At 57.1% G+C, this 18227-nt stretch carries 17 protein-coding genes and 3 tRNA genes; 9 read left to right on the plus strand and 11 right to left on the minus strand.

Annotated elements, in window-relative coordinates:
- Positions 1-31: 31 nt before the first annotated feature.
- Positions 32-108 (minus strand) — tRNA-Asp (locus HZ995_RS14715).
- Between the two features lie 47 nt (positions 109-155).
- Positions 156-232, minus strand: a tRNA-Asp gene (locus tag HZ995_RS14720).
- Between the two features lie 217 nt (positions 233-449).
- Between HZ995_RS14720 and HZ995_RS14725 the strand changes: the two genes are divergently transcribed.
- Both HZ995_RS14725 and HZ995_RS14730 read left to right on the plus strand, forming a co-directional pair.
- Positions 450-525 (plus strand) — tRNA-Val (locus tag HZ995_RS14725).
- Between the two features lie 138 nt (positions 526-663).
- The gene (locus HZ995_RS14730) at positions 664-840 is read left to right on the plus strand and encodes a hypothetical protein (protein ID WP_209356408.1); all 177 of its coding nucleotides are present in this window, start codon (positions 664-666) and stop codon (positions 838-840) included.
- A 16-nt stretch (positions 841-856) separates the two neighbouring features.
- Here the strand turns inward: HZ995_RS14730 and HZ995_RS14735 are convergent, their stop codons facing one another.
- The 3 genes from HZ995_RS14735 to HZ995_RS14745 all read right to left on the minus strand — a co-directional run bounded on the left by HZ995_RS14735 (position 857) and on the right by HZ995_RS14745 (position 3177).
- Positions 857-1219 carry a hypothetical protein gene (locus HZ995_RS14735; RefSeq protein WP_209356409.1) on the minus strand — a complete coding sequence of 121 codons (363 nt, stop codon included), beginning with the start codon at positions 1217-1219 and terminating at the stop codon, positions 857-859.
- A gap of 85 nt (positions 1220-1304) precedes the next feature.
- A complete protein-coding gene (locus HZ995_RS14740; protein ID WP_209356410.1) occupies positions 1305-2012 on the minus strand; it encodes an RlmE family RNA methyltransferase in 708 nt (235 codons plus the stop codon).
- Between the two features lie 52 nt (positions 2013-2064).
- The gene (locus HZ995_RS14745; protein WP_209356411.1) at positions 2065-3177 is read right to left on the minus strand and encodes a Ppx/GppA phosphatase family protein; all 1113 of its coding nucleotides are present in this window, start codon (positions 3175-3177) and stop codon (positions 2065-2067) included.
- Between the two features lie 243 nt (positions 3178-3420).
- Here HZ995_RS14745 and HZ995_RS14750 point away from each other — a divergent pair, with 243 nt between their 5' ends.
- Genes HZ995_RS14750 through HZ995_RS14760 form a run of 3 tightly spaced genes read left to right on the plus strand, consistent with a single transcriptional unit; the run spans position 3421 to position 5765 of the window.
- The gene (locus tag HZ995_RS14750) at positions 3421-3717 is read left to right on the plus strand and encodes a virulence factor (RefSeq protein ID WP_209356412.1); all 297 of its coding nucleotides are present in this window, start codon (positions 3421-3423) and stop codon (positions 3715-3717) included.
- Positions 3718-3752: 35 nt separating this feature from the next.
- Complete coding sequence (locus HZ995_RS14755) at positions 3753-4676, plus strand: methylenetetrahydrofolate reductase (RefSeq protein WP_209358286.1); 924 nt, start codon at positions 3753-3755, stop codon at positions 4674-4676.
- A gap of 9 nt (positions 4677-4685) precedes the next feature.
- Entirely contained in the window at positions 4686-5765 is a 1080-nt protein-coding gene (locus tag HZ995_RS14760; RefSeq protein ID WP_209356413.1) for a methyltetrahydrofolate cobalamin methyltransferase, read from the plus strand.
- Between the two features lie 112 nt (positions 5766-5877).
- Here the strand turns inward: HZ995_RS14760 and pgi are convergent, their stop codons facing one another.
- Genes pgi through zwf form a run of 3 tightly spaced genes read right to left on the minus strand, consistent with a single transcriptional unit; the run spans position 5878 to position 9594 of the window.
- Positions 5878-7473, minus strand: coding sequence for a glucose-6-phosphate isomerase (pgi, locus tag HZ995_RS14765; RefSeq protein ID WP_209356414.1), 1596 nt, complete (start codon positions 7471-7473; stop codon positions 5878-5880).
- A gap of 4 nt (positions 7474-7477) precedes the next feature.
- Entirely contained in the window at positions 7478-8149 is a 672-nt protein-coding gene (pgl, locus tag HZ995_RS14770; RefSeq protein ID WP_209356415.1) for a 6-phosphogluconolactonase, read from the minus strand.
- Positions 8146-9594, minus strand: a complete 1449-nt coding sequence (gene zwf, locus HZ995_RS14775; protein ID WP_209356416.1) for a glucose-6-phosphate dehydrogenase — start codon at positions 9592-9594, stop codon at positions 8146-8148. Before zwf ends, pgl begins: the two co-directional genes overlap by 4 nt.
- Before the next feature lie 171 nt (positions 9595-9765).
- On the opposite strand from zwf, the gene HZ995_RS14780 reads away from it, so the two are divergent.
- Positions 9766-10707, plus strand: a complete 942-nt coding sequence (locus tag HZ995_RS14780; protein ID WP_209356417.1) for a radical SAM protein — start codon at positions 9766-9768, stop codon at positions 10705-10707.
- Positions 10708-10826: 119 nt separating this feature from the next.
- Positions 10827-13568: a DNA gyrase subunit A gene (gyrA, locus tag HZ995_RS14785; protein WP_209356418.1), complete on the plus strand. Its 2742-nt coding sequence runs from the start codon at positions 10827-10829 to the stop codon at positions 13566-13568.
- A 72-nt stretch (positions 13569-13640) separates the two neighbouring features.
- On the opposite strand, the gene HZ995_RS14790 is transcribed toward gyrA, so the two are convergent.
- From HZ995_RS14790 to HZ995_RS14800, 3 genes are all read right to left on the minus strand, one after another.
- On the minus strand, positions 13641-15116 hold the full coding sequence (locus HZ995_RS14790) for a carboxypeptidase M32 (protein WP_209356419.1): 1476 nt from the start codon (positions 15114-15116) through the stop codon (positions 13641-13643).
- The gene (ctaA, locus tag HZ995_RS14795) at positions 15117-16256 is read right to left on the minus strand and encodes a heme A synthase (protein ID WP_209356420.1); all 1140 of its coding nucleotides are present in this window, start codon (positions 16254-16256) and stop codon (positions 15117-15119) included. It lies immediately after the preceding gene.
- 67 nt (positions 16257-16323) lie between these two features.
- Complete coding sequence (locus HZ995_RS14800) at positions 16324-17073, minus strand: RNA methyltransferase (protein WP_209356421.1); 750 nt, start codon at positions 17071-17073, stop codon at positions 16324-16326.
- 128 nt (positions 17074-17201) lie between these two features.
- Here HZ995_RS14800 and HZ995_RS14805 point away from each other — a divergent pair, with 128 nt between their 5' ends.
- On the plus strand, positions 17202-17531 hold the full coding sequence (locus HZ995_RS14805) for a TfoX/Sxy family protein (RefSeq protein WP_209356422.1): 330 nt from the start codon (positions 17202-17204) through the stop codon (positions 17529-17531).
- Between the two features lie 63 nt (positions 17532-17594).
- A complete protein-coding gene (locus HZ995_RS14810; RefSeq protein ID WP_209356423.1) occupies positions 17595-18215 on the plus strand; it encodes a thiamine phosphate synthase in 621 nt (206 codons plus the stop codon).
- Positions 18216-18227: the final 12 nt, after the last annotated feature.

Here is an 18227-nt window from a genome sequence, read left to right on the forward strand (position 1 = left end):
AAGGTATATTTCGATTTAGTCAGGGGAAAAGTGGCGCGGTTGACGGGGCTCGAACCCGCGACCCCCGGCGTGACAGGCCGGTACTCTAACCAACTGAGCTACAACCGCGCGTGACCTTTCGGTCTATGGTGCCCTACCTGGGCCAGGTTTCAGAGTGGCGCGGTTGACGGGGCTCGAACCCGCGACCCCCGGCGTGACAGGCCGGTACTCTAACCAACTGAGCTACAACCGCTCTCTGAAAAACCGCTTGTGCCGTGGCCGTCGCGGTGAGCTGTGGTTTATGCGTCCGCGCTTGCAGCGTCAAGCGAATTAGATGTGCCTTTGACGATTTTTTTGCACGTTTTTCATTCCGTGTTTTGCGCCGGGTTTGGGCGGGCAAAAAAAATCAAAAAACATATTTTTTGCTCTTGTCCTCCCCCCAGATTACAGATTAGAACCCACGCCACGGCGGGTCGTTAGCTCAGTTGGTAGAGCGCTTCGTTTACACCGAAGATGTCGGGAGTTCGAGCCTCTCACGACCCACCATTTCCTCCCTTAGCTCTATCGACACATGCGCAGGTACTGCCGCAATTGATCATGTTTTGCGCGCAGAGTGGGCGCAATGCTGCCCTATTACCCGTTCATTAAGCCTCTTGTGACATACGGCATAAGAGGACCTCTGCCATGATGATGAACCCCAAGGCGTTTCTGCCCGCCTTTAAACAAACGCGCCACGGGCGACTGTTTGAGCTGATCAAACAGGCCGATTGGATCAGCGCGACGCATCACCACAAAGAGACCTCGCAAGAGGCCGAGATGCTGGCGTTTCGCGATATGGCGGCGGGGTCTTTGTTTCGCTAACTGAGCGCTCGGCCCGTTATCTTTCGTTCTCGCGAAAGGCTTCTGGATCAAGCCGCGCCTGCCAGTGGTAGTAGGTTTCAATGCCATGCGCGTTGCCAAAGGCGATCAATTCAGTTCCGATTTTGCCCGGCTCAGCAAACCTGCCGACAATATAGACCATCGGCTTGAGTGGCGGATCATGCGGGATATGCCGCGAGGCCACCCAAGCCTGCACAAAACTGTCCCGAGAGCTCGCTTTGTCTAACCCAAACTCGATGGCGTGCGTCTCGGTCACGCAGTCGATAATGTTGTAACTGTCCCCGAAATCATACCGGATCTCTTGCTCGCCCCCGAGGGACGCGCACAAGAGTGCTGATGCCATGGCTTCGCTGATATCCATGACACTTATGGTATCGTTAACCAAGGTTAACGCAAATAGGCCACGACGCGCTTTGGGTTAGGAAACCCCGGTTATTTGCATGGGCTCAGCCGCGAAAACCAGTCGCGACCACGAACTTCTCTGACGAATCCGCTCGCGAACTCGGCGGCTTCATATTCACCACTTTGTTGAATTTCTGCTTAAGCAGCTTTTGCAGCTCACCCTCGGCCCCACCGGCGAGAACTTTGGCCACAAAGGTGCCGCCCTCATCCAGAACATCAAAGGCCAGATAGGCCGCAGCCTCGCAAAGCGCGATAATGCGCAGGTGATCGGTCTGTTTATGCCCCGAGGATGAGGCGGCCATGTCAGACATCACAACGTCCGCTTTGCCGCCCAGCCAGTCTTTGACCTTCTCATCCGCGTCGTCTTCCATGAAATCAAGCTGATGGATCTCGGCACCCGGCAAAGGGTCGACCTCTTGCAGGTCAATGCCCAGAACCGTGCCGACTTTCTTACCGGCTTTCTCACCCAGAGCGTTCACACGCGGCACCGCCACTTGCATCCAGCCCCCGGGCGCGCACCCAAGGTCCACGACCCGAGCCCCAGGCACCAGAAACCGGAATTTATCGTCCAGTTCCAAAATCTTAAACGCCGCGCGCCCGCGATAGCCTTCGGCCTGCGCGCGTTTCACGTAAGGGTCGTTCAGTTGCCGCTGCAACCAACGGGTCGAGCTCAGGCTACGGCCCCGCGCGGTCTTGACCTTTACGGTCAGATCGCGCTGACCTCGACCGGATGTATTTTTCTTTTTGACCATAAGTCCGCCTCAGCAAAGAGCGCCCAAAGGGAGCAATGCGCGCCCTATAGCGCTAATAGACGCCGTCTTCCAGCACCCCATCCGCGCTCATTTGAGCATAGAGCAAGCCTTCACGCAGACCGCGGTCCGCCACAGACAACCGATCCGTCGGCCAAGCGCGCAACAACGCCTGCAAAATCGCCGAGCCCGACATGATCAACGCATGCCGATCCTGCCCGATCCGAGGATCCGCCCGCCGGCCGGCAGGCCCAAGGCGCAGATAATCATTGATGACCGCATCGATCTGTTCCGAGGACATCCGCAAACCATCCACCTTGGTACGGTCATACCGGCGCAATCCCAGATGACTCGCGGCCACCGTCGTCACAGTCCCTGAGGTGCCAACGATCTGAAACCCTTCGCGCGATTGTTCGTCCGCATAGGGTGCGAAATCCGCCAGTTTCTCTTCAAAGAACCAGCTCATCAACGCAAAGCGCGCGGAATCATCGTCTACGTCATTGAACTGATCGCGCAGCGTCGCGACCCCCAAAGGCACAGAAATCCAATCCACCACCCGCGCGGCCGGAAACGGCGTTTCAAGCTTATTGAACCCGGAATGCATGCGCATGATCGCCTTGGGACGATCCACCGGGGCCACGTTGCTCAGATCAATCCAAACAAGCTCGGTCGATCCACCGCCAATATCCACCACCAAAAGCTGTTCCGTCTTGGTGCTCACCAAAGGCGCGCAGCTGATCACCGCGAGACGCGCTTCTTCCTCGGGTTTGATGATTTCAAGTGTTAGCCCGGTCTCACGCCGCACCTGCTTGACGAAATCCTTGGAGTTCCGTGCTCGCCGACAAGCCTCGGTCGCCACCAAACGCATGCGCTTCACGCCATGCCGCTTGAGTTTCTGCTGACAGATCCGCATAGCTTGAATCGTACGCCGCATGGATCCACGCGACAGACGACCGGTGGTCTCTAGCCCTGCCCCGAGTTGCACAGATTTCGAAAAGCTGTCTACGACATGAAACTGACTGCCCTTAGGTTGAGCAATCAGCATGCGACAGCTGTTGGTTCCCAGATCCAAAGCGGCGTAAAGCTCACTGGGATCGGGTCGGTTCGGCGCGGGGCTCTCTACCGGTTTTGGGAACGCGCCCGCACCTTTGGGACGCTTTGGCGCCATAGTTCACGCCTTCCATATCGAGTTAACCCAAGCCTAGACCCGATATCAATTTCCCGCAATCCCGCAGATTTCCAATTCAAGAAGATCATTAAGATTTTTCATGGGCCCCGCTGTGGAGGGACGGCAACAAACCGTCTATGACACAAGAGGTCGCAGCTTGCGTCCCATAAGTCGAAAACGAACATAGAGAACTCCCCCCCTGTGATTACCTATGGATCACCGTTTAGGAGGTAGAATCAGATCATGCATGACGTCACGATTGTTTATTGGCGCGATATCCCAGCCCAGGTGATTGTGGGCAAAGGGCGTCGCGGTGCGAAAAAACAGCTCGCAGAGCGGTTTGAGCAGGCAATCGACCGTGCGGCGATGAAAGTCGGCGCGGCGGACACTGATGCATATCTGGCCGAATGGCGCAAAGCCGCGCCCTACCAAATGGACGGAACCCCAGCCGAAATCGTCGAAGCCGAAGCGGCCCGACTTGAGGCAGAGTTTGATCAGGAGAAAATCAAGGCCCTGATCGCGAATGAAGGATGGGAATGACCCGCGTGCGGGGCAATCAGCTTTGGGAGGCCGTCATGGCGCTTTTGAACTTTAAAAAGAAAACCGAGTCCGGCACCGTTGTGACGCCGGAGGTTGAGGCCTTTCTGGATGGCTATTCCATCGAGGTCATGCCGCGCACCGCAGAAAAGGTCGAGGATTTCCGCGACCTGCTGCCCCAGGGCACCCGTGTCTATATCGCCCATATCGAAGGCACTCCTATTGAGGACATGGTGAAGACCGCCGCGCGTATCGCTGGCGAAGGCTATAACGTCATGCCGCATTTCCCAGCGCGCATCATCAAAGACAAAGCCACGCTGGAAAACTGGATCGCCATGTATCAGGGCGAAGCCGGCGTGAAACAGGCGCTTTTGCTGGCCGGTGGTGTAACCACGCCGCATGGCGATTTTGACAGCTCTATGCAGCTTTTGGAAACCGGTCTCTTTGACAAAGCAGGTTTCACCAATCTGCACGTCGCAGGCCACCCTGAGGGCAACAAAGACATCGACCCAGATGGCTCTACAAAGAACGTCGACGACGCGCTGCGCTGGAAAAACAAGTTCAACGAGACCACCGATGCTTCTATGGCGCTGGCAACCCAATTTGCCTTTGACGCAAAGCCGATCATCGCCTGGGCGGACGGTCTGAAAGAGGCCGGCATCGACCTGCCGATCCACATCGGCATCGCCGGCCCTGCGAAACTGCAGACCCTGATCAAATTCGCCATCGCCTGCGGCGTTGGCCCTTCGCTGAAGGTCCTTCAGAAACGCGCGATGGATGTGACCAAACTCTTGCTGCCTTACGAGCCAACCGATGTGATCGCCGAGCTCGCCGCCCACAAAGCTGCGAACCCGGATTTCAATATCGAGAAGGTGCATTTCTTCCCACTGGGCGGCATCAAAACAAACGCAAAATGGGCCATCGACAACGGCGGTTCCTCTACGAAACCTGTGAACGGATAAGGAAAAAGAATGACCCGTACCGTTGTAGAATCCGGCTCTAAGACCGCCATTATCGGTTTTGATCAGCCATTTGCCGTCATCGGCGAACGCATCAACCCGACTGGCCGCAAGATCCTGAATGCCGAGCTGGAAGCAGGCAATTTTGAGCGCGTCAAAGCCGACGCCATTGCGCAGGTCGAGGCTGGCGCGACCATTCTGGACATCAACTCGGGCGCTGTGTTCAGCAATAAAATGGCCGAAGATGTGCGCTATGCGGACAACAACTTTGTTGAACCAGAGCTGATGCGTCAGCTGGTCGAAGTTGTGCAAAGCGTCACCGACATCCCGCTCTGTATCGACAGCTCTGTGCCTGGAGCTTTGGAAGCTGGTCTTGAGGCCGCCAAGGGTCGCCCGTTGCTGAACTCTGTGACCGGTGAGGAAGAGCGTCTGGAACTCGTGCTGCCTCTGGTCAAAAAATACAACGTACCTGTGGTTGCGATCTCCAACGACGACACCGGGATCTCTGAGGATCCAGAAGTGCGCTTTGCGGTTGCGAAAAAGATCGTAGAACGCGCGGCGGATTTCGGCATTCCAGCCCATGACATCGTGGTCGACCCTCTGGTGATGCCAATCGGCGCGATGGGCACCGCTGGTCTGCAGGTGTTTGAACTGAACCGCCGTCTGCGCAATGAGCTGGGTGTGAACACCACATGCGGTGCGTCCAACATCTCCTTCGGCCTGCCAAACCGCCACGGTATCAACAACGCCTTCCTGCCTATGGCAATGGCGACCGGCATGACCTCGGCGATTATGAACCCAGTGGCGCTGCCTGTGGGTCCAAAGAAGATCGCTGAAAAGAAAGCAGAGCTGGAAGCAGCGGGCATCGTGATCCCTGCGGATATGGATGATGAAGCCTTTGTGACCATGTTTGGTATGGGCTCCACCAAGCCACGTCCTGGGAAAGAAATGGAAGCGATCCGCGCGGCGAATTTCCTGACCAACAATGACGACGGTGGCGCGGCTTGGATCAAGTTCAACGCAGCCCCTGCGAAAGAAGGCGAAGAAGGTGGCCGCGGTCGCCGTGGCGGCGGACGTCGCCGTCGCGCCTAAGCGCTAAAACAAAACAACAAAAGCCCCGCCAATGCGGGGCTTTTTGGTGTCCGATTTCTTTAAAAGAAATCGAAGTCGGAAACTTTCAAAGTTTCCGCATCACTTTTGAAGCTCAGCGCAGAGCATTGATTTTACTGATGATTGCAGATGTCGCGGGATGCACATCACTCAGATCCGCATCCTCCTCAACGGCAGGCAGCAATTTATTCGCCAGCTCTTTCCCAAGCTCGACACCCCATTGGTCATAAGAGTTGATCCCGAGGATCACCCCCTCGACAAAGACCCGATGTTCATACAGCGCCACGATCTGTCCCAAAACAAAGGGCGTCAGCTTCTGATACACCAAAGTCGTCGACGGCCGATTGCCCGCAAAGACCCGCTGCATTGCATGGGCCTCCAGCGCCTCTCCTTCATGACCCGCAGCCGCCATCCGCTCTTTCGCAACCTCATAGCTGCGCCCCAAGAGCAAGGCCTCTGATTGCGCTAAGCAATTGGCCAGAATAGCTTTGTGGTGATGCGCCAGCTCAGGCTCATGGCCTTCAGCGCCCACCATGAACTCACATGGCACAACTTGTTTGCCCTGATGGATCAGCTGATAAAAGGCGTGCTGTCCGTTCGTGCCGGGCTCTCCCCAGACGATTGGACCAACAGTCTGAGAGACCTCTTTGCCATCGCGGGTGACGCTTTTGCCGTTACTCTCCATCTCCATCTGCTGCAGATAAGCCGGAAAGCGCAGAAGGCGCTGCTCATAGGGCAAGACCGCCCGGGTCGCGTGCCCATGGATCTGATGGTGCCAAATTCCTACAAGAGCCAAGGCAATGGGCATGTTTTGTGACAGATCAGCCGTCACGAAATGCTGATCCATTGCTTGAGCACCACGCAGGAAGTCATTGAAATCATTTGAGCCAATAGCCAACATGATCGACAGACCGATCGGACCCCACATAGAATAGCGGCCCCCGACCCAATCTTCGAACCCAAAGACCCGTTCCGCTGGAATTCCAAATGCCGCTGTGGCCTCTAGGTTCGTAGAAATCGCCGCAAACTGAGCCGCGGGATCAGTCACAGATTTTGCCATCCAATCCCGCACAGACGTCGCGTTCATCATGGTTTCCTGTGTCGTAAATGTCTTGGACGCCACCAGAACCAAGGTCGTCGCAGGGTTCAGACCATCGAGCGTATCCGCCAAATCCGCTCCATCTACATTCGAGATGAAATGCGTGCGTGGCCCGTCGGCATAAGGTTTCAAAGCAATCGTAGCCATAACCGGCCCCAGATCAGACCCGCCGATCCCAATATTCACCACATCGGTGATTTTACCGCCCTGCCCTTTGAACTCACCAGACCGCACGGCCTCGGCAAAATCGCCCATCTTGGCCACGACCTCTTTGACGCCCGGCATCACGTCTTCGCCGTCAACCTCCACAGGCCCACCGTCCAGATTGCGCAGCGCGGTGTGCAGAACCGCGCGATCCTCGGTGACGTTGATCTTTTCGCCCGCAAACATCGCGTCGCGCCATTTCACGACCTCGGTTTGCTCCGCAAGCCTCACCAGATCTTCCCAGCAGGCCCCGGTGATATCCGTCTTTGCGTAGTCAAAATAGAGACCATCTGCTGTGATCGAAAACGCCTTAGATCGCCCGCTATTTTCAAATAAATCAACAATACGAGGCGCTTGCGCCTGATGAGCTTTTAACACGTCCCACATAGGGTTACTCCGTCCAATGAACTGTTGCGCCGTCCAAAACGGCGGCGATGGGGGCCTCAACATGGGGCAGAGTCCGCGCCTTTTGGAGCGCATCCATCTTGTCCTGCCCTTTGAAAACGACGTGCTTGGCCAGCGCGCCATTCAGAACCCGCGCCGACAGCGTGATCCGCGCTTCGGGCTGGCTTTCAGGGCGCACCGGCAGCAAAATCGGCGCCTGTGCGTCCAAAGCTGCCGCGATGTCGGGGCTATCGGGAAACAAAGACGCCGTATGCATATCCGCGCCCATGCCCAAGACCGCCACGGCAATGGGCAGATCGGCCTCGATGGCCTCCATCAGCCCCGCGAGTGACTCTTCTGGTTCCGGCGTTTCTGCGTAAAGCGGAACCATCCGCGCCGAAGCCGCGCGATTGACCAGCAGACGTTCGCGCACCAGCCGCGTGTTTGAGCGCGGATGGTCGCCCGGTACCCAACGTTCGTCTGTCAACACAACATCGACGCGCGACCAATCGAGATCGGCAGCACAGAGGTCGTCAAAAATCGGCCCTGGCGTGGTTCCACCCGGCACCGCCAGCATCGCGCGATCTGCATTATGCAGCGCGACCGTCAAATCCCCCGCGATTCTTTGGGCGACCTCAATCGCCATCATGTCAAAATCGCTGTATTTTTCGATCTTCATCGACCAATTTCCCGCCAGTTGCGCCCGTCGCGTTCGATCAAAAGATCCGCGTCTGTCGGGCCGTTAGAAAAGCTCTCATAAGGCTTTGGCACATCGTGACGCGCCTCCCAGCCCTGAATGATCGGGTCGGTCCAGGCCCAGGCGGCCTCGACCTCGTCGTCGCGCATGAACAGCGTCTGATTGCCCCGGATCACGTCCATGATCAGCCGCTCATAAGCGTCGGGCGTGTCGGCGTCCTCGCCCAAGGCCTCAGCAAAGCTCATGTCCAGAGGCACATCCATCAAGCGCATGCCCCCAGGCCCCGGTTCCTTGATGGTCACGCGCAGGTTAATACCTTCGTCGGGCTGCAATTGAATGCGCAATTCGTTGTGATGCTCGCCCGCCTCGGGGCCGAAAATCGAATGCGGCGTCTGCTTGAAGACCACATTGATCTCGCTATCGCGCGCCTTCAGCCGTTTGCCCGTGCGCAGATAAAACGGCGTGCCTGCCCAACGCCAATTGCTGACGTGGCATTTCAAAGCAATGTAGCTTTCCGTCCGAGACCGCGGATCGCCCACGTCCTCGCGATAGGTCACCTCGTCAGAACTGTCCGTATATTGGCCTCGCACGATGTGGTGCGGCTCAACCGGTGTCAGCGCGCGAATGACCTTGAGTTTTTCGTCCCGCACCGCGTCTGGTTCAAAGAAGGACGGCGGCTCCATGGCGGTCAAACACAAGAGCTGCATCAGGTGGTTTTGCACCATATCCCGCATGGCACCCGACTTGTCATAATAGGCACCACGCCCCCCGACACCCACGTCCTCGGCGACAGAAATCTGAATGTGATCAATGTATTGACTGTTCCAGAGCGGCTCAAAGAGCATATTGCCAAAGCGCACGGCCATCAGGTTTTGCACTGTTTCTTTACCAAGGTAATGGTCGATGCGGTAAATCTGGCTCTCATCAAAATGGCGACGCAGCGTGGCGTTCAGGGCCTTGGCACTCTCTTGATCGCGGCCAAATGGCTTTTCGACGACGATCCGCGTTTCCGTATCCACCAACCCATGTTTGTGAAGGCGTTCGGCGAGCGCTTCAAACAAGCTCGGGCCGACCGAGAAGTAAAACGCGCGCACCTTGTCAAAGGCAGGCAGTTTCGCCGCCAGATCCGCCCAGCCCTCTTCGCCCAACGCGTCGATGGTCACATAGTCCAGCGTGTCGACAAAGCCCGAGATCTGATCGGCATCCGGCGTGCCAAGCGCATCCTCGACCGCCTGAACCACGAAATCCTGAAACCCAGACAGATCCAGATCAGACCGCGCAGCCGCAATAATCCGAGACCCAACCGGCATCTGCCCATCGCAGAACCGTTTAAACAGCCCCGGCAGGATTTTCCGGCGCGCCAGATCGCCTGTGCCCCCAAAAATCACCAGATCGAATGTCTCAACCGGAATAATACGCGAAACCATGCTACCCTCTGCTCCCTCGCCCTCGCCCGAGCGACTGTTAGCGCAAACACCGCTTAACAATTGACCGTCCGTTAAGCAAGTCTACTTCACATCTCTGTCAGTATATCTGTAACGACTTTCCCTCATAGGCATATTTTCATAAGCAAGATCGACCAAAAGAAAGACAGGCATATGAAAGACGCGGTAAATTTCGGCAAGTTTCAGGATCCCTTTGTAACCGCAAAGGGCGACACCCGCGCGCATGTGCCACTGAGCGATCCGCAGACGCTGTGGTTCAACACAGGTACGCTCTGTAATATCGAATGTGAAAACTGCTATATCCTGAGCTCTCCAACCAATGACGCGCTGGTCTACCTGACGGCAGATGAGATCACCGACTATCTGGATCAGCTTGAGGACCGCAATTGGGGCGTGCGCGAAATCGCCTTTACGGGCGGTGAGCCTTACATGAACCCCGAAATGAACGAGATGACCCGCCGTTGTCTGGAACGTGGCTACGACGTCCTTGTTCTGACCAACGCCATGATGCCGATGCAGCGCAAGAAGGTGAAAGAAGGCCTTTTGGAGCTGAACGCCGCCCACCCCGGCAAGCTGACCATGCGCATTTCGGTCGACCATTGGTCCGAAGAGCTGCACGACAAAGAGCGCGGCAAGGGCAGCTTTGGCAAAACCATCACCGGCATGGAGTGGCTCAGCGAGAACGGGTTCGCCATGGCAGTCGCTGGGCGCACCGTTTGGGGCGAGACCGACGCGGACTCCCGTCAGGGCTATGCGGATCTTTATGCGAAACACGGGTTTGACATTGATGCGAATAATCCGGGCATGACCGTGCTTTTCCCGGAAATGGACGAAACCGTCGAAGTCCCCGAAATCACCACCGACTGCTGGGGTATTTTGAACAAGCAACCGACCGATGTCATGTGTTCAAACTCTCGCATGGTGGTCAAACACAAGGGGGCCGACGCCCCCAGCGTGATTGCCTGCACCCTGCTTCCATATGAGAAAGAATTCGACATGGGTCGCACGCTGGAAGAGGCCGAGAAATCCGTGCAACTTAACCACCCACATTGCGCGAAATTCTGTGTTTTGGGCGGAGCAAGCTGTTCGGCCTAAACCACCCCAAATTTCGGCGAATTCTCCACAATGGCGATGCAGCCATTGCACCCCATATGCTGCCTCTGTTATAAAAGCTTCAACTAAATATTGAGCCCAAGACAGAAGCGAGCCAAGACTTGAGCGACACGCCTGAAACCCCTGAAAACGAAGAAGAAAACATCGTAGAGCGCATGCATCACGACGGTCCAACTGTGACCATCGAAGAAGAGATGCAGACCTCATATCTCGATTACGCGATGAGCGTGATCGTGAGTCGCGCGATTCCTGACCTTCGGGACGGTCTGAAACCGGTCCACCGCCGCATTCTTTATGCGATGCACGAGACCGGAAACAGCCACGAAAAAGCCTATCGTAAATCCGCCCGTCCGGTCGGCGATGTCATGGGTAAATACCACCCGCATGGCGACGGCGCGATCTATGACGCGCTGGTTCGGATGGCGCAGGATTTCTCGATGTCTCTGCCTTTGCTGGACGGTCAGGGTAACTTTGGCTCGATGGACGGCGATAACCCGGCGGCGATGCGTTACACCGAGGTGCGCATGGACAAGCCGGCGGCCTTTATGCTGGCGGATATCGAAAAAGACACGGTCGATTTTCAGGACAACTACGACGGCAAAGACCAAGAGCCGACGGTTCTGCCTTCCCGCTTCCCGAACATGCTGGTCAACGGCGCGGGTGGTATTGCGGTGGGTATGGCCACCAATATTCCGCCTCACAACCTTGGCGAAGTTTGCGATGCCACGCTGGCTTTGATCGAAAACCCAGACCTGAGTTCCGAGGATCTGATCGAATACGTACCCGGCCCTGATTTCCCCACAGGCGGCATTATGCTGGGCCGCTCTGGCGCGCGGAAGGCCTATCTTGAGGGGCGCGGATCCGTCATCATCCGTGCCAAGACCCGCGTCGAAGAGATCCGCAAGGACCGCTACGCCATCATCATCGACGAGATCCCCTATCAGGTCAACAAAGCCTCGATGATCGAGAAAATCGCGGAACAGGTCCGCGAGAAAAAGATCGAAGGCGTGGCCCATGTGCAGGATGAATCAGACCGCAACGGCGTTCGCGTTGTTGTCGAGCTGAAACGAGACGCAACGTCAGAGGTCGTTCTGAACCAACTCTTCCGCTTCACACCGATGCAGACCTCCTTTGGCTGTAACATGCTGGCGCTGAATGGCGGCCGTCCAGAACAGCTAACTCTGCGGGCGTTTCTGACATCCTTCATCGACTTCCGCGAAGAAGTCGTCGCGCGCCGCACCGCTTACGAGCTGCGCAAGGCACGCGAACGCAGCCATATCCTCTGTGGTTTGGCGGTGGCTGTGTCCAATGTGGACGAAATCGTCGCCACGATCCGCGCCTCGGCCGACGCCGCCGAAGCACGCGAGAAACTGATGACCCGCCGTTGGCCTGCCGCTGACATCGCGGGCTATATCCAGCTGATTGACGACCCGACCCACACGATGAACGACGATGGGACCTATAACCTGTCTGAAACCCAGGCCCGCGCGATCTTAGAACTGCGTCTGCAACGTCTGACCCAGATTGGGGTCAAAGAGGTCACCGATGAGCTCGAAGAACTGGCAGGCAAGATCAAGGAATACCTTGAGATCCTTTCCTCACGTGAACGCATCATGGGTCTGATTTCCACCGAACTCATGGAAGTCAAAGAGAAATTCGCCGTCGACCGCCGCACCGAGATCGTCGATTGGTCCGGCGACATGGACGACGAAGACCTGATCGAACGCGAAGATATGGTCGTGACGGTCACCTCCGGCGGCTATATCAAACGCACCGCTCTGGCCGATTTCCGCGCGCAGAAACGCGGCGGCAAGGGTATTTCGGGCATGCAGACCAAAGAAGAGGACGTGGTCACGACCCTCTTTGTGGCCAACACCCATACGCAGCTCTTGTTCTTTACGACCGACGGTATGGTCTACAAACTGAAAACCTGGCGTTTGCCGCTGGGCGGACGCACGGCCAAGGGCAAGGCGATTGTGAATATCCTGCCGATCCCGACGGGCGTGTCTATTGCGGCAATCATGCCGGTCGACCGCGACGAGAAGGAATGGGACGACCTGCAGGTGGTCTTTGCCACCAACCGCGGCACTGTGCGGCGCAACAAGCTGTCTGACTTCACGAATGTGAAGTCCAACGGCAAAATTGCGATGAAATTTGAAGGCGATAGCGAAGATTGGTCCATGATCGACGCCCGCATTGCCTCTAACGATGACGACGTGATGCTGGTCACAAAATCCGGCCGCGCCATTCGCTTCCCGGCGACAGATGTACGGGTCTTTAACTCACGCGCGTCAACCGGTGTGCGGGGCGTGAAATTGGGCGACGATGACCGCGTGGTCTCCATGTCCATCATCCGCCACTTTGACGCCACCTCTGATGAACGCGCCGCCTACCTCAAAATGCGCCGCGCGGTTGCAGGCGCTGTTGATGACGAGGCGGCCAGCGACGAAGAGGCCAATGAAAACGCGACCATCAGCCAGGAACGCTATGCAGAGATGTCTGCTGCTGAAAACCTGATCCTTACGATCACCACAGGTGGCGCAGGCAAATTGTCCAGCTCGCATGATTACCCGGTGCGTGGTCGTGGCGGCATGGGCGTTGCGGCGATGGACAAAGCCATGCGCGGCGGCGCTCTGGTGGCGTCCTTCCCGGTTGAGATGGGTGATCAGATCATGCTCGCGACCTCTAAGGGTCAGTCGATCCGCGTGCCTGTCGATGGGATCTCCTTCCGGTCACGCTCTGCGGGTGGCGTACGCGTGTTTAACACCGGAAAAGGCGAAGAAGTCGTTTCTGTCGCGTGGATCGCCGAACAGAATGAAGACGATGAGGGCTCCGAAGAGTAACTCCCTCTACGTCACGAGAAACAAAAAGCCCCGAGGATTACCTCGGGGCTTTTTCAATTCTATATCAGCGCATTACAGGCCGTATATCTCACCGAACTTCAACTCAAGATAATCAAGCAAAGGCACAGGTGACACCTCTGATCCAGTCGCATGCATGATCGTATCAACCGGTTTTCTCAACCCACCATGCTGCTGCAGATTCTCACCCAGCCATCCCGTCGCCGCCGAGGTATCCCCCCGCGCCAACTGCTGATCCAGATCCGGCACCGCCGCCCGCATCGCCGCATTCAAACAGCCCGCATAGACATTGCCCAAAGAATAGGTCGGGAAATACCCAAAGAGCCCCACCGACCAATGCACATCCTGCAAGACACCGTTGGACGGCTTATCGACCGCATAGCCAAAATCGCTCTCAAATCGGTCATTCCAGGCAGCCTCTAGATCCGCAACCTGCAGATCACCCGCCATCAACGCGCGCTCTAACCCAAAGCGCAGCATGACGTGTAGGTTATACTGCACCTCATCGGCTTCGGTGCGGATATAGCCCTGCTTCACACGGTTGACCGAGCGATAGAACTCGTCTGCCGAGGCAATCCCAAAGTCTCCAAACGCGGCCTGCATCTGCTCAAACAGCCATCCGGTAAAGGCACGCCCCCGCCCGATTTGGTTCTCATAAATCCGGCTCTGGCTCTCATGCACGCCCATCGACACGCCACGTCCCAAAGGCGTCAGCAGATAGTCCTGAGAAATATTCTGCTCATAGCAGGCATGCCCGACTTCGTGAATTGTCGAATAAAAACAATTAAATGGATCTGCCTCGTCTACGCGCGTCGTGATCCGCACATCAATGCCCGATCCAGAGCTGAACGGATGCACGGCCTTATCAATGCGCCCCTTATCAAAGCTATAGCCAAAAGCCGCCGCCAGCTCATGGCTCAGTTTCAACTGCACTGCTTCGGGGAAATGTCCGGTCAAGGCTGCAGGTGCCTCAGCCTCTAAACACGCGCCACGCAAAGCCACCAACCGCGGACGCATCGCATCAAAGATGGCGGCGATTTCTGATGCCTGAGTATAAGGCTCGTAGTCTTCCAAAAGCGCATCATAGGGATCACCGCCCGCCGCCAGCGCCTCCGCTTCCTGACGACGCAAGTTCACCACTTCCTCAAGGATCGGCTGGAAGGCAGCCACATCCTCATCCGCCCGCGCCTGTGCCCAGATACCTTGCGCCTTTGACGTCACCCGCGCGAGCTGGCTCGCCAATTCCACGGGCACCTTTTGCGTCCGCTCATAGCTGCGCGTCACTTCACGCAGCTGAGCTTGCCCTGCTTCGTCGAGGTCTGACGCATCAATCGAGGCGATCCACTCCGCAACCCGAGGATCAATCCGGCGCGCATGTAAAACCGTCTCCATCGCGGCCATTTCTTCTGCCCGTTGCGGCGCAGACCCACGCGGCATCATGGTTTCCTGATCCCATCCCAGACGCCCAGCCACTTGACCCAGCGCTTGAGTTTCGCGCTGGAAAGCCATCAAATCATTGAAAGAACTCATTTACGCCTCACGAATAGAAGTAGAGATCGGATAGAAGGACAAGAACCGCGCTCGCAGGATCAACACCCAGACCAGAACCGCCATCAACTGATGCACAATCGCGAGCTGCCATGGTGCAACATACAGAACCGTCGCGATGCCCAGAACGATCTGCACCGCCAAAGCCGCCATCACAGCATTAAACGCAAACCGCGTCGCCCCATGCGCAGAGCCGCGCGCGCGACGCCAGACAACAACCGCGAAGATCACCAAGAGGTAGCCCCACATGCGGTGAATGAACTGCACAAGCCCGGGGTTCTCAAAGAAGTTGCTCCACCACGGCGTCAGACCAAAGGCATCCGGTGGAAAGAAACCTCCCGCCATCAGAGGCCAATCGGTGAAGGTGCGCCCCGCATCAATGCCCGCAACCAGCGCGCCCAAAAGGATCTGCACAAAGCTTGCATGCAAGAGCCCCGTCGATAGCGAATAGAGCTTGGCTTCTTTGCCTCGCCGCGCCTGCATCAAGTCTTTCTCAGGCCGCGACAGCAACAGGATGTACCACGCCAACACGCCCAAAATCACAAAGGCCAACCCCAGATGGGTGGCCAGCCGATAGGAGGCCACATCCAAGCGGTCTCCAGACAGGCCCGAGGACACCATCCACCAGCCAATCGCACCTTGTAGACCTCCCAGAAGCCCCACAATCCACAAACGACGCGCCCAACCCGTCGGAATGTTGCGCGTGACCGCAAAACCAAGGAACCCAAGTGCCCACACAAGCCCCACAGTACGCCCAAGCTGGCGGTGCCCCCATTCCCACCAATAGATGACTTTGAACTCGGCCAGGCTCATGCCCTTGTTTTGCAACTGATATTCAGGAATCTCGCGATACTTGTCGAACTCCACCTCCCAGGCCTCCACCGACATCGGAGGCACAGCACCGGTGACGGGCTTCCATTCAGTAATCGACAGACCGGAATCCGTCAGCCGCGTCAGCCCACCGACAGCGATCATCATGACAACCATAACAAAAAGGATACCCAGCCAAATCCGGATCCCGCGCCGCGCGCCTTTTGGCGCCTGATCGATCACGCCCCCTGCCGGCATGGCCACATCGGCCTTTTCGCCAACCTCTTCAAAGATGCTGCGCTTCTCGCTCATCGGTGGATCCTCAACTGATCTTATTTCGCCAGAGAGTAGGTCGACGCGCGAGGGGCTTCAAGTGCGCTCAATCGTCTTTGCGGTCTTTCCAGCGCACCATTTGCCGCATCATTCCATGCAGCATCTGAATATCGGCACGCGTCATCGGAAAACGCGACCACATATTGCGCAGATTGATCTTCATACCTTCGGCTTTGGGCTCGGGGAAAAAGAACCCTGCCTCATCCAAACGATCCTCAAAATGGCGCGCCAAGGCGTCGACGTCGCCCTGACTGGCCCAATCGCTGCCGGCCATCGACATGCGTTCAGGCGCGACGTCCGCCGCACCACGCATCCACTCATAGGCCGTCAACAAGACACATTGCGCCAGGTTAAGCGAGGCATATTCCGGGTTCACAGGCACATTGATGACCGCATTTGCCAAGGCAATATCGTCATTCTCTAGCCCTGCCCGTTCTGGCCCGTAAAGAACCGCAACCTTCTGCCCCGCCGCGATTTTCTCGCGCGCCACATTCATCGCATGCTCCGGCGTCATCACCGGCACCGTCAAGTCCCGAGACCGCGCGGTCGTGGCAAAGACATAAGTACAATCCGCAACCGCCTCAGCGGTCGAGCCACAAATCTGCGCCTCATCCAGCAAACGCCCAGCCCCTGAGGACATTGCAATCGCCTTTTGGTTCGGCCACCCGTCGCGCGGATTGACGATCCGCATCCGGTCCAACCCGAAATTCCACATCGCCCGCGCAGCCCCGCCGATGTTTTCCCCCATCTGCGGGCGCACCAAAACCATGACCGGTTGCGGGGTTTCACTTGGCATCAGGCTCTCCTGTCAAAATCCGCCTGCTCTTAGCGTGGCCAAAGGGTGCAAACAACCCACGCCCTTTTCTTCTTGCCAAAAATACTCAAAACTCAGGCTTAGCCACAGGCGCAGACAAAGGAGATATCATGGCAGTCGATGAAGGCCTCGTAGAGATCCTGCGCGAAGATCTAGCGCACACGGTCAATATCACCGAGAAACGCATGTTTGGCGGGCTTTGCTTTATGCTCAATGGCAATATGCTCTGCGGCGTTCACAAGAACGGCGGTATGTTCCGGGTCGGCAAAGAGCTGGAGGCCGAGGCGCTCGCCATTGAGGGCGCGCGTCCCATGGATTTCACAGGGCGTCCCATGGCAGGATTTATCGATGTCGAAGATGACCTTCTTGGCGACGATGACCGTCGCCTCAAGATGCTTGCGCTCGCGCAGGCCTACGTCGGGGCCATGCCCGCGAAATAGAGCTGGATAGCCAAGCCGCAAAATCCACGCTATAGAGCCCGAAACAGAACGGAAAGACGCGTCATGGCCGAGCAAGACCTCCCGCAGATCTATGTGATCACCCCGCCAGAGTTTGAACTGAGCACCTACCCCGATCAACTCGCCAAGGTCTTGGATTCCCACGAGATCGCTTGCGTCCGTGTCGCACTGGCCACCCGCGACGAAGACCGCCTGAGCCGCGCGGCAGACGCAATCCGCGAGGTCTGTTATCCGCGCGATATCGCTCTGGTCATGAGCGAGCATGTTCTGCTGGCCCAACGTCTTGGGCTGGACGGCGTGCATCTTTTGGACGGCGCGCGCAGCATCCGCAAAATCCGCAAGGATCTGGGCGATGACGCGATTGTCGGATCTTTCTGCGGGGCCTCGCGCCACGACGGTATGTCTGCCGGAGAAAGTGGCGCGGACTACGTTGCCTTCGGCCCTGTGGGGTCGGCCCCTCTGGGCGACGGCAGCATCGCCGAGCCAGAGTTATTCGCATGGTGGTCAGAGATGATCGAAGTGCCGGTCGTGGCCGAAGGCGACCTTAATTCCGAGATCATTCGCACGCTCGCACCGATCACAGATTTCTTTGGCATTGGCGAAGAAATCTGGCGGGCCGAGGATCCGGCGGCGCAATTGCAAGCCTTCATAGACTGCATGAAGTAAGAGGGTTTATCC

The organism is Cognatishimia activa (assembly GCF_017798205.1).
Lineage (GTDB): Bacteria > Pseudomonadota > Alphaproteobacteria > Rhodobacterales > Rhodobacteraceae > Cognatishimia > Cognatishimia activa_A.

Excerpts from the sequence above, each read along its gene's own strand:
- HZ995_RS14730 (WP_209356408.1), top strand. The coding sequence starts at position 664 with ATGATGATGAACCCCAAGGCGTTTCTGCCCGCCTTTAAACAAACGCGC.
- HZ995_RS14735 (WP_209356409.1), bottom strand. The coding sequence starts at position 1,219 with ATGGATATCAGCGAAGCCATGGCATCAGCACTCTTGTGCGCGTCCCTC.
- HZ995_RS14740 (WP_209356410.1), bottom strand. The coding sequence starts at position 2,012 with ATGGTCAAAAAGAAAAATACATCCGGTCGAGGTCAGCGCGATCTGACC.
- HZ995_RS14745 (WP_209356411.1), bottom strand. The coding sequence starts at position 3,177 with ATGGCGCCAAAGCGTCCCAAAGGTGCGGGCGCGTTCCCAAAACCGGTA.
- HZ995_RS14750 (WP_209356412.1), top strand. The coding sequence starts at position 3,421 with ATGCATGACGTCACGATTGTTTATTGGCGCGATATCCCAGCCCAGGTG.
- HZ995_RS14755 (WP_209358286.1), top strand. The coding sequence starts at position 3,753 with ATGGCGCTTTTGAACTTTAAAAAGAAAACCGAGTCCGGCACCGTTGTG.
- HZ995_RS14760 (WP_209356413.1), top strand. The coding sequence starts at position 4,686 with ATGACCCGTACCGTTGTAGAATCCGGCTCTAAGACCGCCATTATCGGT.
- pgi (WP_209356414.1), bottom strand. The coding sequence starts at position 7,473 with ATGTGGGACGTGTTAAAAGCTCATCAGGCGCAAGCGCCTCGTATTGTT.
- pgl (WP_209356415.1), bottom strand. The coding sequence starts at position 8,149 with ATGAAGATCGAAAAATACAGCGATTTTGACATGATGGCGATTGAGGTC.
- zwf (WP_209356416.1), bottom strand. The coding sequence starts at position 9,594 with ATGGTTTCGCGTATTATTCCGGTTGAGACATTCGATCTGGTGATTTTT.
- HZ995_RS14780 (WP_209356417.1), top strand. The coding sequence starts at position 9,766 with ATGAAAGACGCGGTAAATTTCGGCAAGTTTCAGGATCCCTTTGTAACC.
- HZ995_RS14790 (WP_209356419.1), bottom strand. The coding sequence starts at position 15,116 with ATGAGTTCTTTCAATGATTTGATGGCTTTCCAGCGCGAAACTCAAGCG.
- ctaA (WP_209356420.1), bottom strand. The coding sequence starts at position 16,256 with ATGAGCGAGAAGCGCAGCATCTTTGAAGAGGTTGGCGAAAAGGCCGAT.
- HZ995_RS14800 (WP_209356421.1), bottom strand. The coding sequence starts at position 17,073 with ATGCCAAGTGAAACCCCGCAACCGGTCATGGTTTTGGTGCGCCCGCAG.
- HZ995_RS14805 (WP_209356422.1), top strand. The coding sequence starts at position 17,202 with ATGGCAGTCGATGAAGGCCTCGTAGAGATCCTGCGCGAAGATCTAGCG.
- HZ995_RS14810 (WP_209356423.1), top strand. The coding sequence starts at position 17,595 with ATGGCCGAGCAAGACCTCCCGCAGATCTATGTGATCACCCCGCCAGAG.